General features: G+C 68.0%; 9 protein-coding genes. 7 read left to right on the top strand and 2 right to left on the bottom strand.

Features of this window, described 5'->3' with window-relative positions; translation table 11 throughout:
- Positions 1–771: 771 nt before the first annotated feature.
- On the bottom strand, positions 772–1,746 hold the full coding sequence (gene corA / locus ACFFGN_RS03945) for a magnesium/cobalt transporter CorA (RefSeq protein ID WP_380043896.1): 975 nt from the start codon (positions 1,744–1,746) through the stop codon (positions 772–774).
- A 49-nt stretch (positions 1,747–1,795) separates the two neighbouring features.
- Here corA and ACFFGN_RS03940 point away from each other — a divergent pair, with 49 nt between their 5' ends.
- The 4 genes from ACFFGN_RS03940 to mshC all read left to right on the top strand — a co-directional run bounded on the left by ACFFGN_RS03940 (position 1,796) and on the right by mshC (position 5,265).
- Positions 1,796–2,518 carry a histidine phosphatase family protein gene (locus ACFFGN_RS03940; protein WP_380043895.1) on the top strand — a complete coding sequence of 241 codons (723 nt, stop codon included), beginning with the start codon at positions 1,796–1,798 and terminating at the stop codon, positions 2,516–2,518.
- A gap of 13 nt (positions 2,519–2,531) precedes the next feature.
- Positions 2,532–3,107, top strand: coding sequence for an Rv2134c family protein (locus tag ACFFGN_RS03935; protein ID WP_380043894.1), 576 nt, complete (start codon positions 2,532–2,534; stop codon positions 3,105–3,107).
- A gap of 9 nt (positions 3,108–3,116) precedes the next feature.
- Positions 3,117–3,917, top strand: a complete 801-nt coding sequence (locus ACFFGN_RS03930; protein ID WP_380043921.1) for an Rv2133c family protein — start codon at positions 3,117–3,119, stop codon at positions 3,915–3,917.
- Between the two features lie 127 nt (positions 3,918–4,044).
- A complete protein-coding gene (mshC, locus tag ACFFGN_RS03925; protein ID WP_380043893.1) occupies positions 4,045–5,265 on the top strand; it encodes a cysteine--1-D-myo-inosityl 2-amino-2-deoxy-alpha-D-glucopyranoside ligase in 1,221 nt (406 codons plus the stop codon).
- A 363-nt stretch (positions 5,266–5,628) separates the two neighbouring features.
- On the opposite strand, the gene ACFFGN_RS03920 is transcribed toward mshC, so the two are convergent.
- The gene (locus ACFFGN_RS03920) at positions 5,629–6,477 is read right to left on the bottom strand and encodes a PAC2 family protein (protein ID WP_380043892.1); all 849 of its coding nucleotides are present in this window, start codon (positions 6,475–6,477) and stop codon (positions 5,629–5,631) included.
- Positions 6,478–6,662: 185 nt separating this feature from the next.
- Here ACFFGN_RS03920 and metH point away from each other — a divergent pair, with 185 nt between their 5' ends.
- Genes metH through ACFFGN_RS03905 form a run of 3 tightly spaced genes read left to right on the top strand, consistent with a single transcriptional unit; the run spans position 6,663 to position 12,413 of the window.
- Positions 6,663–10,148 carry a methionine synthase gene (gene metH, locus ACFFGN_RS03915; protein ID WP_380043891.1) on the top strand — a complete coding sequence of 1,162 codons (3,486 nt, stop codon included), beginning with the start codon at positions 6,663–6,665 and terminating at the stop codon, positions 10,146–10,148.
- Positions 10,145–10,816, top strand: a complete 672-nt coding sequence (locus ACFFGN_RS03910) for an HAD family hydrolase (RefSeq protein ID WP_380043890.1) — start codon at positions 10,145–10,147, stop codon at positions 10,814–10,816. The genes metH and ACFFGN_RS03910 overlap by 4 nt, the downstream gene beginning before the upstream one ends.
- A gap of 37 nt (positions 10,817–10,853) precedes the next feature.
- Complete coding sequence (locus ACFFGN_RS03905; RefSeq protein ID WP_380043889.1) at positions 10,854–12,413, top strand: ABC transporter substrate-binding protein; 1,560 nt, start codon at positions 10,854–10,856, stop codon at positions 12,411–12,413.
- Positions 12,414–12,880 lie beyond the last annotated feature (467 nt).

The following is a 12,880-nucleotide window of genomic DNA, read 5'->3' as shown; positions in this document are numbered from 1 at the left end:
CCCGACGGCTTGGGTGCTTCGGGCGGCCGGGTGCCGGGTTTTCGCTCGGCTAGCGGTTTGTGGTGGGCCCGCTGCCGAGTTGTTTGACCGCTACCCGGTTGCAGCCGGGTAGTCGTACCACAAGTCGGTAGCCGGTCCGGCTGGACTGCCCAGCCGGGCCATTCGGAGCCGCTAGTTGGTACGACTACCGACCGCCGCCCGCCCACCAGCCACGCGACGCCGACGCGAGGCGTGCCGGACCACCCGACACCCAGCGTGCGGGGCAACCTGGTGCGGAGCGTGTGGGACGACCTGGTGCGGAGCGCACGGGACGACCCGACGCGCAGCGTGCGGGATCTCGCGAACCCGGTCAGACCTCACCCGTCCCCCTGATAGCCCGCTGCCCTTGGTTGGTTCGGGCCGGGTCAAGGGCGCGCATGCGTCGGCGCAGCCGATTCCAACCCTTGACGCGGCCCGGACCGACCTGACAATTCGAAAGACCTCAGGGGGACGGGTGACCACGGATCTACCGGCTTGGGTGATTCACCGCGGACGTAGGCGACGATTCGTCCGAATTCGCCCGCCTACGTCGGCGACCACGGGAACCCGCCGAGGTCAGGGGCGCGCGAATACAGACGAACCGCCGTACGGACCGCCATGACACCCCGCCGCCGTACGGACCGCTGTGCCACCCCGCCGCCGTGCGTACCGACGCTGACGTAACGCCGTAGCGCCGTAACGCCGTGACGCTCGCGTCCGCCGTAAGGGCCGTCGCGTCGTTGAGGGTGGGGGTTAGAGCCAGCCGGCGCGGCGGAAGGCGGTGTACATGGTGGCGCAGGTGGTGGCCATGATTGCGAGGATGACGAAGTAGCCGTAGTACCAGCGGAGTTCGGGCATGTTCTCGAAGTTCATGCCGTAGATGCCGGCGATCATGGTGGGGGCGGCGGCGATGGCTACCCAGGCGGAGATGCGGCGCATGTCGTCGTTCTGCTGGACCGAGACGCGGGCCAGGTGGGCGTTCAGGGCGGAGCTCAGCAGTGCGTCGAGGGTTTCGGTCTGGTCGGATACGCGGATGACGTGGTCGGCGACGTCGCGGAAGAACGGCGCGGCTTCGGAGTCGATACCGCGAACGTTGCCGTGGGCGAACAACTCCATCGGCTCGCGCAACGGCACGATGGCCCTGCGCATTTCGAGCACCTCGCGCTTGAGCGTGTAGATCCGCTCCGCGTCGCTGGTGCGGTCCTTGGAGAATACCGAGGACTCGATCTCGTCGACGTCCATCTCGACCGAAGCGGCGACGGCCTCGTAGCCGTCGACCACCGAGTCGCAGACGGCCCAGAGTACGGCGGGTGGGCCGTGGCCGAGGATGGAGGCGCGCTCTTCGAGATCCTGCCTGGCCGTCGCGAGGCCGCCGCCTTCGCCGTGGCGCACGGTGACGACGTACCGGTCGCCGACGAAGATGCTGACCTGGCCGGTTTCGACCGCGTCCTCGGCGTCGACGTACCAAAGGGTGCGGAGGACGACCACGAGCGAGTCGCCGTACCGTTCGATCTTGGGGCGCTGGTGTGGCTTGAGGGCGTCCTCGACGGACAGTTCGTGCAGGTCGAAGAGCTGCTGCACGGTGGCGAGTTCCTCGGGGTTCGGCTCGTGCAGACCGACCCAGCCGAAACAGCCTTTGTCGTCGGCCAGTGCCTGCGCGACGGTCTCGGGATCGCGTGGCAGTTCCTGCCGCACGCCCTTGGCATAGACCCCGCAGTCGACGATCACACCCCGAGTCTGCCATCCGCGACTTGGCCGGACCGGATAACGTGCGCACATGCCCACGGTGATTCTGGTTCGGCACGGCCGCAGCGGTGCGAATACCTCCGGCATTCTCGCCGGGCGCAGTCCGGGCGTGAACCTGGACGAGACCGGTGTGACCCAGGTGGCCGCCGTCGCGGAGCGGCTTGCCGCCCTGCCGCTGGCGGCGATCGTCACCTCGCCGCTCGACCGGTGCAAGCAGACCGCGGCCGCGATCGTCACCGCTCAGAAGAACGCACAGCACGCGGAGCACACCAGCCTGTTGCGCCCGGCAACCGATCGGCGACTGACCGAGTGCGGGTACGGCGACTGGACCGGCCAGAAGATCGCGGCGCTTGCGAAAGACCCGCTCTGGGCCGTCGTACAGCAGCACCCGTCGGCCGTGACGTTTCCGAACGGCGAGTCGATGCGGGCCATGCAGCAACGCGCCGTGGACGCCATCCGCGACCACGACGCGCGCCTGGCCGAAAGCCACGGGGCCGACGCGGTCTGGGTGGCGGTGAGCCACGGCGACGTGATCAAGGCCATCGTCGCGGACGCGCTCGGCCAGCACCTGGACACGTTCCAGCGCATCGTGGTGGACACCGCCTCGACCACGATCATCACCTACACACCGACCCGTCCGTTCCTGGTCCGGCTCAACGACACCGGCTCCGAACTGGCCTCCCTGCGGCCCCGGCCGCAGGCCAAACGTAAGTCCGCCCGACGGGCATCGGATGCCGTCGTTGGCGGTCGGTAATAGGGTCTAGTTCATGGCGCGTGTAGTGCATTCGTACGACGACCCGGACCGGTTCGTCGCAGGTACCGTCGGGGAGCCCGGGGCCCGGACGTTCTTCCTCCAGGCCCGGACCGGGACCAGGCTGACCTCGGTCGCCTGTGAGAAGGAACAGGTGATGGCCCTCGCGGAGCGGCTGGACGTGATGCTGGACGAGGTCGCGCGCCGGTTCGAGCGTGAGCCGAAGCCGGTCACCGAGATCGACGACACCGATCCGCTCGAGCAACCGATCGAGGAGGAGTTCCGGGCCGGCACCATGACGCTGGCGTGGGAGGCCGATACCGAGCGCGTGGTGATCGAGGTGTTCGCGGTCGCCGTACAGGCCATCGATCCGGAGGCCGTCGACGCCGAGGCGGTTGCGGCCGCGCTGGAGTCGTCCGAGGAGGGCGAGGTCTTCATCGTCCGGATCAGCGAGCAGCAGGCGCGCGCCTTCGCGCGTCGGGCAGTCGCGCTGGTGGCGGCTGGTCGTCCGAACTGCCCGTTCTGTGGCCGGCCGATCGATCCCGAGGGCCACATCTGCCCGCGGGCCAACGGCTACCGGCGTCACGTCTGAGCGGTGGCGATGTTCACCGCGACCAGCCTCGACCTGCTGCGTGAAGGGGAGTTGTCCCTGCACGGGCGGTTGGTCACCGCCTCGAACGCGACGTTCCAGGGCACGCTTGCCCGGGGCGACGACACCGCCACGGTGGTCTACAAACCCGTCCGCGGGGAGAAGCCGCTGTGGGACTTTCCCGACGGCACACTGGCTCAACGGGAGTACGCGGCGTACGTCGTGTCCGAGGCGCTCGGCTGGTCCGTCGTACCGCCGACTCTGCTGCGCGACGGGCCACTCGGCCCGGGCATGGTCCAGCTCTGGGTGGATGAGGCCGAGCCGTCGGAGGACCGGACCGAACTGGTCGACATCGTGCCGCAAGGCCAGGTACCGCCCGGCTGGATCGGCGTACTCGACGCCCTCGACGGTCGGCACAACCCGGTGACGCTGATCCACGCCGATACCGACGAGCTGCGCCGGATGGCCATGTTCGACGCGGTCGTGAACAACGCCGATCGCAAGGGCGGTCACGTACTCGATGCCGAGGGCAAGGGTGTCTTCGGCGTCGACCACGGGGTCACCTTCAACGCGGACGACAAGCTGCGTACGGTGCTGTGGGGCTGGGCCGGTTCGGAGATCGCGCAGCCGTTGCTGGACGACGTGCAGCGGCTCGCGGGGGAGTTGGCGGGTGGTCTCGGCAACGAGTTGCGGCAGCTCATCACCGGGATTGAGCTGACCGCCACGATCGAGCGGTGCAACGTGTTGCTGCGGACGGGGAAGTACCCGCTGCCCAGCGAGGACTGGCCCGCGATCCCGTGGCCGGCGTTCTGAGCCAAGCCGACGGCCGAAGCTGAGCGCCGGCCGGCACTTTATCCGCCGGCTCGCGGTCGTGTGACGCTGCTCATGTTCCGAGATACCAGCGGTGAAGCGCTTCAGGTCACTGGATAGGCTCGCTCTCATGCAGGCGTGGGCTGAACCAGAAATCCCGGATGTTCCCGGCACGGCGCGGGAGCTGCGCCTCTTCGACACGGCCTCGAACCGGTTGGTCGAGGTGCGTCCGTCCGACGGCCGCGCGGCGCGGATGTACGTCTGCGGCATCACGCCGTACGACGCCACGCACATGGGCCACGCCGCCACCTACGTGACGTTCGACCTGATTGGGCGGATGTGGCGCGACGCCGGGTACGACGTGAGCTACACCCAGAACATCACCGACGTGGACGACCCGTTGCTGGAGCGGGCCACGGCGACCGGCGTCGAGTGGACCGACCTGGCGACTCGCGAGATCGACCTGTTCCGCGCGGACATGACCGCGCTGCGGGTCATCCCGCCACAGGCGTACATCGGCGCCGTCGAGGCCATTCCGCTGGTGATCGACATGATCGTCGACCTGCAGAAGGCCGGCGCCGTGTACGACGTGGACGGCGATCTGTACTTCGCGGTGAAGGCGGATCCGTCGTTCGGTGGTGTGTCCGGCTTCGACGCCGAGACCATGCGCGCGTTGTTCGGTGAGCGCGGGGGAGACCCCGACCGCCCGGGCAAGCGCGACCCGCTGGACTGCCTGGTCTGGCAGCTCGAGCGTCCGGGTGAACCCGCCTGGGACTCGCCGTTCGGCCGTGGCCGTCCGGGCTGGCACGTGGAGTGCTCGGCGATCGCCCTGAAGTACCTGGGCATGACCGTTGACATCCAGGGTGGTGGCTCCGACCTGGTCTTCCCGCACCACGAGATGTCCGCGTCCGAGGCGCAGGTGGCAACCGGGCAGCACCCGTTCGCCCGGGCGTACGTGCACCAGGCGATGGTCGGCCTCGACGGCGAGAAGATGTCGAAGTCCAAGGGCAATCTTGTGCTGGTCTCGAAGACGCGCCAGGGCGGGGTGGACCCGATGGCGATCCGGCTGGTTCTGCTCGCGCATCACTACCGCACGGACTGGTTCTGGACCGACGGCGATCTGATGGCCGCGCAGGAGCGGCTCGACGTGTGGCGTGGCGCGATCACCCGCGGTACGGCGGCCCCGGCCGCGCCGGTCGTGGACGCCATCCGGGCAGCGCTGGCCAACGACCTCGACACCGCCACCGCCCTGGCTGCGGTGGACGCGTGGGCCGAGTCGAACGGCGACGACCCGACCGCGGCCGCCGACGTGGCCGTCGCGGTGGACGCCTTGCTCGGCGTACGGCTCTAACCCGCTGCTTTTGCATTAATCGGTCCGAATCCACCCCCTTCCGTGCGCTGACTACGTCGAGCGGGCCCTGCCACGGCGCGAACGGGGATGCCGGCTACCGGGTTGTAGTGCGCCCGCTGCCGAGCTGTTGCGCGGCTACCCGGTTGCAGCCGGGTAGCCGCGCAAATACTCGGCAGCCGACCCCGGAACCACCTCCGGCCAAGCATGCCGAAAAAAACCCCGGCTCCGGCCAGACCTGATCTACGGCGAGCCCACTGGACAACCTCCAAGGCCCGAATCATGACCAGTCGCCTCACCGAGGCGCAAAACTGCCACCGATGTCCTGCGAGAGGGCTGATTCGGACCGATGAATGCAGAAGGTGATCAGTTGTCGGGGCGGTCGGTATTGCGGCGGCGGAGATAGCGCTCGAACTCGGCGGCGATCGCGTCGCCGCTGGCCTCGGGCAGGTCCGTGGTGTCGCGTTGCTCTTCCAGCGACTGGACATACTCCGCGACCTCGGGGTCTTCCTCACTGAGCTCGTCGGCGCCGCGTTGCCAGGCGCGGGCCATCTCCGGCAGATCACCCTCGGGAATGGCCAGATCGGTCAAGGCCTCGATCTTGCCGAGCAGCGCCAGCGTCGCCTTCGGGCACGGACTGCCGGCGATGTAGTGCGGGATCGCGGCCCACACCGACACCGACGGAATGCCGAGTGAGCTGCAGGCGTCCGAGAAGACCCCGGTGATACCGGTCGGCCCCTCGTACTTCGACGGCTCCAGGCTCCACGCGGTAGCCAGCTCGGCGTCGGTGGTGGTGGCGCTGACCGGGATCGGCCGGGTGTGCGGCGAGTCGGCCAGCAGCGCGCCCAGTACAACGACGAGCTGCGCGTCGGCGTCGTCGACCATCGCCAGCAGCTCGTTGCAGAACCCGCGCCAGCGCATGTTCGGCTCGATGCCACGGATCAGGAGGACGTCGCGCCCGGCGCCGTCGGGACGCGCGACGTACACCCGGGTGGTCGGCCAGGTCAGCTCGCGCTCGCCGGTCTCGTCGAAACCGACGCTCGGGCGATTCACCTGGAAGTCGTAGTAGTCCTCGGGATCCACCTCGGCGATGAGCTCGGCGTCCCACTCGTCGATCAGGTGGTCCACTGCGCCGGTGGCGGCCTCGGCCGCGTCGTTCCAGCCCTCGAATGCGGCGATCACCAACGGGTTGTTCAGTTCGCCCAGATCCGGCACCGGACACCCCTTCCTTCTCGTGATCGAGCCTGCGATCGGTTCATCTGGCGACCAGCCTAGCCGCGGCCACCCCCACTTCGGAGTTTGAGACGGCTGACCGAATGTCGGAATATGGACGTGGAACTGAGAGACTTCAGTGATCCACTAGTCGTCGCTGTGTTGTTCCCCTAGAGCTGGAGGCTGTTGTGCCCGATCGTGCCGATCTTCGCCAGGTGCTCCAAGAGCGCGTTGTCGTGGCGGACGGGGCGATGGGCACGATGTTGCAGGCCTATGACCTGAGCCTGGACGAGTTCCAGGGCCACGAGGGCTGCAACGAGATCCTCAGCATCACCCGGCCCGACGTCGTGCGCGCGATCCACAAGGCGTACTTCGATGTCGGCGTGGACGCCGTCGAGACCAACACCTTCGGCGCGAACTTCGCCAACCTCGGGGAGTACGGCATCTCCGACCGGATCTACGAGCTGAGCGAGGCTGGTGCGCGGTTGGCCCGCGAGGCCGCCGACGCCGCCTCGACGCCGGACAGGCCGCGCTTCGTGCTCGGCAGCGTCGGCCCGGGCACGAAACTGCCGACGCTCGGTCACACCACCTTCGAGATCCTGCGCGACGCCTACGCGGAGAACGTGCGCGGTCTGGTCGACGGTGGCGCCGACGCGATCATCATCGAGACCACCCAGGACCTGCTGCAGACCAAGGCCAGCGTGATCGGCGCGAAGCGCGCGCTGGCGGCCGCCGGTTCGACCATTCCGATCATTGTGTCGGTGACGGTCGAGACCACCGGCACGATGCTGCTCGGCAGCGAGATCGGCGCCGCCCTGACCGCGCTGGAGCCGCTTGGCATCGACCTCATCGGGCTGAACTGCGCCACCGGCCCGAAGGAGATGAGCGAGCACTTGCGCTACCTCTCCCGGCACTCCAGCATTCCGCTGGCCTGTATGCCGAACGCGGGCCTGCCGCAGCTGACCGCCGACGGCGCGTACTACCCGCTGACCCCCGAAGAGCTGGCCGACGCGCACGAGACCTTCGTCGAGTCGTACGGACTGTCCCTGGTCGGCGGCTGCTGCGGTACGACGCCGGAGCACCTGCGCCAGGTCGTCGAGCGGGTCGGCGGGCGTGCCCCGAAGGTGCGCGAGCCGAAGCCCGAGGCCGGCGTGGCGTCGCTGTACCAGACGGTTCCGTTCCGCCAGGACACGTCGTACCTGTCGATCGGTGAGCGGACCAACGCCAACGGATCGAAGGCCTTCAAGGAGGCCATGCTGGCCGAGGACTGGGAGGGCTGCGTCGAGATCGCGCGGGCCCAGATCCGCGACGGCGCGCACCTGCTCGATCTCTGCGTCGACTACGTCGGCCGCGACGGCGTGGCGGACATGAAGCAGATCGCGAGCCGCCTGGCGACCGCGTCCACGCTGCCGATCGTGCTGGACTCGACCGAGCCGCAGGTGCTCGAGGCCGGTCTGGCCATGCTCGGTGGGCGTTGCGCGCTGAACTCGGTCAACTTCGAGGACGGCGAAGCACCGGATTCCCGGTTCGCGAAGATCGCTTCGCTGGCCAAGGAGTACGGCGCTGCCGTGGTGGCGCTGACCATCGACGAGAACGGCCAGGCCCGTACGGCCGAGACGAAGGTGGCCATCGCCGAGCGACTGCTGGACACGCTCGAGCGCGACTACGGCATCGCCGGTCACGACGTACTGATCGACACCTTGACCTTCACCCTGGCCACCGGTCAGGAGGAGTCGCGCCGCGACGGTATCGAGACGATCGAGGCCATCCGCCTGCTGAAGCAGCGCCGGCCCGACGTGCAGACGGTGCTCGGCCTGTCGAACATCTCGTTCGGCCTCAACCCGGCCGCGCGGCACGTGCTGAACTCGGTGTTCCTGCACGAGTGCGTCCAGGCCGGACTGGACTCGGCCATCGTGCACGCCAGCCGGATCATGCCGATGTCGAAGATCGCCGACGACCAGCGCGAAGCGGCGCTCGACCTGATCTACGACCGCCGACGCGAGGGCTACGACCCGCTGCAGCATCTGCTGGAGCTGTTCGACGGCGTGAAGTCCGCCGACGTGAAGGCGAGCAAGCTGCAGGAACTGCTCGACATGCCCGTCGATGAGCGCCTGCGGCAACGAATCATCGACGGCGAGCGCAACGGCGTCGAGGCCGACCTGGACGAGTCGATGGCCGCGGGCAAGAAGGCCCTGGACATCATCAACGAGGATCTGCTCGAAGGCATGAAGGTGGTCGGCGAGCTGTTCGGCTCGGGCCAGATGCAGCTGCCGTTCGTGCTGCAGTCGGCCGAGGTGATGAAGACCTGCGTGGCCTATCTCGAACCGCACATGGAAAAGGTCGAGGGTGACGAGGGCAAGGGCACGATCGTGCTCGCCACGGTCAAGGGCGATGTGCACGACATCGGCAAGAACCTGGTCGACATCATTCTCACCAACAACGGCTACAGCGTGGTCAACCTCGGCATCAAGCAGCCGGTGAACGCGATTCTCGAGGCCGCCGAGGAGAACAAGGCCGACGTGATCGGCATGTCCGGCCTGCTGGTCAAGTCCACCGTGGTGATGAAGGAGAACCTCGAGGAGATGAACCAGCGCGGCCTCGCCCAGAAGTGGCCCGTGCTGCTCGGCGGCGCCGCTCTCACCCGGGCGTACGTCGAACAGGACCTCGGCAATCTCTTCGAAGGCGAGGTGCGTTACGCCCGCGACGCCTTCGAGGGCCTGCGCCTGATGGACGCGGCGATGGCGGTCAAGCGCGGCGTACCGGGCGCGAGCCTGCCGAAACCGCGCGAGCGCCGGGTCCGCTCGACCACCAAGGTGCTGGACCGCCCGCTGGACGAGATCCCGGCCCGGTCCGACGTGGCCGTGGACAACCCGGTACCGACGCCGCCGTTCTGGGGCGACCGGATCGTCAAGGGCATTCCGCTGGGGGAGTACTCGGGCTATCTCGACGAGCGCGCGACGTTCCTCGGCCAGTGGGGCCTGCGGGGCACCCGCGGCGACACCGGCCCGTCGTACGACGAACTGGTGGAGACCGAGGGCCGTCCGCGGCTGCGGATGTGGATGGACCGGGTCAAGACCGAAGGCATTCTCGAAGCCGCCGTGGTGTACGGCTACTGGCCTTGTTACTCCGAGGCCAACGAGCTGGTGGTGCTGGATCCGGCCGACCGGTCGACCGAGCTGCACCGGTTCGAGTTCCCGCGGCAGCGGCGCGACCGGTTCCTGTGCCTGTCGGACTTCTTCCGGCCGAAGGACTCCGGTGAACTGGACGTGGTCGCGTTCCACCTGGTCACGATGGGGCCGAAGGTGGCCGAGGTGACCGGCGAACTGTTCGCGAAGAACGCCTACCGCGAGTACCTGGAGCTGCACGGGTTGTCGGTCCAGCTGACCGAGGCGCTCGCGGAGTACTGGCACGCCCGGGTCCGCGACGAGCTCGGCTTCGGCGCCGACGACGGCGACCTGGACCGGATGCTGCGCGACCAGGCGTACCGGGGTTCGCGGTACTCCTTCGGCTACCCGGCCTGCCCGAATTTGGAGGACCGAGCCAAACTGGTGGACCTGTTGAAGCCGGAACGGATCGGGGTCGAGTTGTCCGAGGAACTGCAGTTGCATCCGGAGCAGTCCACCGACGCGCTGGTGGTGCACCACCCCGAGGCGAAGTACTTCAACGCCTCATGAGCATCGCCGCGGTGCTCTGGGACATGGACGGCACATTGGTCGACTCCGAGCCGGTTTGGGGCCGGGTGCAGATCGAGGTGCTGACCGAACTGGGCGGTCACTGGACCGACGAGGACAGCCTTCAGCTGATCGGCAGCTCCCTGCCGGCCGCGATGCAGGTCTGGCTCGCCGCGGTGCCGCCGGGGGTGATCGAGGCCGACGCGCTGGCTGAGCGGATCTACAGCGAGGTGTTGCGCGGGCTGAAGGAGTCGGTCGAGTTCCGTCCGGGTGCGCGCGAACTGCTGGAGGCCCTGAACGCCGAAGGAACTCCGTGCGCGCTGGTCTCGGCGTCGTACCGGACGATGATCGACGCCGTCCTGTCGCACTTCCCACCCGGGTTGTTCGACGTGGTCGTGGCGGGGGATGAGGTCGTCAACGGCAAGCCGCATCCCGAGCCGTACCTCACCGCGGCGCGCGAACTCGACGTCGATCCGGCCGATTGCGTGGTCATCGAGGACACCCTGAACGGCTCCGCGTCCGGACTCGCCGCGGGCGCCTTTGTGGTCGCCGTACCGCAGTGGGTACCGATCCCGCCCGAGCCGCGCCGCGCGGTGCTCGACACCCTCGCCGGTGTCACGCCGGCCGATCTGCGAAAACTGGCTTTGGAGCGTAGGGGCCCGGGGCGGTAGCGTTCCGGGGTTGGCTCGTGGGCTTCGAGAGGGTGGAATGGTGATTCTGGACAAGCGCCGGACCGTGGCGATCACGGCGGCGGGTGTTCTGGCGGCGAGCCTGAGCGCTTGTGCCCAGGGTGGCACCCCAGGCAGCGCCACCAAGGACGTGACGATTCGCGTCGCGACCGCCGAGAGCGTCACGGCGCTGGACCCCGCCGGCGCCTACGACACCGGCTCGCGCACGGTGCACGCCAACCTGTACCAGACCCTGCTCACGATCATCCCGGGCAAAGCCACCCCGGTTCCGGACGCGGCCGACTGCCAGTTCGACACCCCCACGACGTACACCTGCACGCTGAAGGCGAAGCTGACCTTCCACAACGGTCACGAACTGCGCGGCTCCGACGTGAAGTTCTCGTTCGACCGGATGCTGAAGATCAAGGACCCGCAGGGCCCGTCTGCGTTGTTCACCAGCCTTGGCAAGGTGCACGTGGTCGACGACTTCACCGTTGAGTTCCACCTCAAGCGCGCCGACGCGACATTCCCGTACCTGCTGACCACGACGGCCGCCGCGATCGTCGACGAAGAGCTGTTCCCGAAGGACAAGCTGCTGCCCGATACGAAGGTGGCCGGCAGCGGCCCGTACCGCCTCACGTCGTACAAGCCGGGTGACAGCGCGGTGCTGGAGAAGTTCGCGGACTACCACGGTGTGCGCCCGCCGGAGAACAACCGCGTCGAGGTCAAGTGGCACAAGACCTCCGCCGAGGTGAAGCAGGCCCTGACCGGTGGCGCCGCCGACGTCGGTTTCCGAGGTATCGGCCCGCAGGACCTCAAGGCCCTGCGTACGGTCGACAGCCTGCAGGTGGTCGAGGGCGACGCCGCCGAGATCCGCGCGTTCGCCTTCCACTTCAAGGCGGCCATCGTGCGGAAGACCCCGGTCCGGCGGGCCGTCGCCCAGCTGATCGACCGGCCGCTGATCACGAAGAAGGTGTACGACGACCAGGTCTCGCCGCTTTACTCGCTGATGCCGACCGGCTTTGGCGGACACACCGAGGCCTTCAAGAACGAGTACAAGGAACCTTCGAAGGCCAAGGCCGCGGAGATTCTTCGCGAGGGTGGTATCCCGACGCCGGTGACGCTCACGCTCGGCTTCACACCGTCGCACTTCGGTGGTTCGGCTGGGGCTGAGGCGGCTGAGGTCAAGCGACAGCTTGAGGCGTCGGGGTTGTTCAAGATCACCTTGCAAAGTGCGCCGTGGCCGCAGTTCCAGCAGCGGGCTCGGGCCGGGACGTACGACCTGTTCCACTTCGGCTGGGTGCCGGACTTCCCGGATGGCGACAACTTCCTGGCGCCGTTCGTGAAGGACGGCGGGTTCTACCAGAACGGGTACAAGTCGCAGCTGGCGAATCGGTTGATCGAACTCGAGGTCGGCTCGCAGAACCAGGTCGACCGCGACAGCACGTTCCGCGATCTGCAGACGCTGGTCGCCAACGATGTGCCGGCGATCCCGGTCTGGCAGGGCCGGATGAGCGTGGTAGCGGGGAAGGACGTGAAGAACGTTCTGGAGACCTTGAACCCGCTCTTCTACTTCTACTACTCGTACTTGACGAAGTAGCCCTCACCTCCGCGCCCGGCTGCCCTAGGTCCGGGGTGAGTCATCCAAGGCGGTAGATCGGTGGTCACCCGTCCCCCTGAGGTCTTTCGAATTGTCAGGTCGGTCCGGGCCGCGTCAAGGGTTATGAATCACCTTCGGTGACGCTGCGCGCCCTTGACCCGGCCCGAACCAACCAAAGGCAGCGGGCTATCAGGGGGACGGGTGAGGTCTGACCGGGTTCGCGAGATCCCGCACGCTGTGCGTCGGGTCGTCCCGTGCGCGCGGCACCAAGTTGTCCCGTGCGCTCCGCACCAGGTTGTCCCGCACGCTGGCGTCGGGTGGTCCGGCACGCCTCGCGCTGGCGTCGCGTGGCTGGTGGGCGGGCGGCGGTCGGGAGTCGTACCAACTGGCGGCCACGAAAGGCCGGGGGTCAAGTCCTTTGGAGTGGTGTACGACGGTTGGTCCTTCGTTGTTGTGTGTTAGGCGCT

It is taken from the genome of Kribbella deserti (assembly GCF_042434725.1).
GTDB classification, from domain to species: Bacteria; Actinomycetota; Actinomycetes; order Propionibacteriales; family Kribbellaceae; genus Kribbella; species Kribbella deserti.
Note: the sequence above shows the minus strand (reverse complement) of the source record. Positions and strands in the feature narration are given on the sequence as shown.

Excerpts from the sequence above, each read along its gene's own strand:
- ACFFGN_RS03910 (WP_380043890.1), top strand. The coding sequence starts at position 10,145 with ATGAGCATCGCCGCGGTGCTCTGGGACATGGACGGCACATTGGTCGAC.
- ACFFGN_RS03905 (WP_380043889.1), top strand. The coding sequence starts at position 10,854 with ATGGTGATTCTGGACAAGCGCCGGACCGTGGCGATCACGGCGGCGGGT.
- ACFFGN_RS03935 (WP_380043894.1), top strand. The coding sequence starts at position 2,532 with ATGGCGCGTGTAGTGCATTCGTACGACGACCCGGACCGGTTCGTCGCA.
- ACFFGN_RS03930 (WP_380043921.1), top strand. The coding sequence starts at position 3,117 with ATGTTCACCGCGACCAGCCTCGACCTGCTGCGTGAAGGGGAGTTGTCC.
- ACFFGN_RS03940 (WP_380043895.1), top strand. The coding sequence starts at position 1,796 with ATGCCCACGGTGATTCTGGTTCGGCACGGCCGCAGCGGTGCGAATACC.
- mshC (WP_380043893.1), top strand. The coding sequence starts at position 4,045 with ATGCAGGCGTGGGCTGAACCAGAAATCCCGGATGTTCCCGGCACGGCG.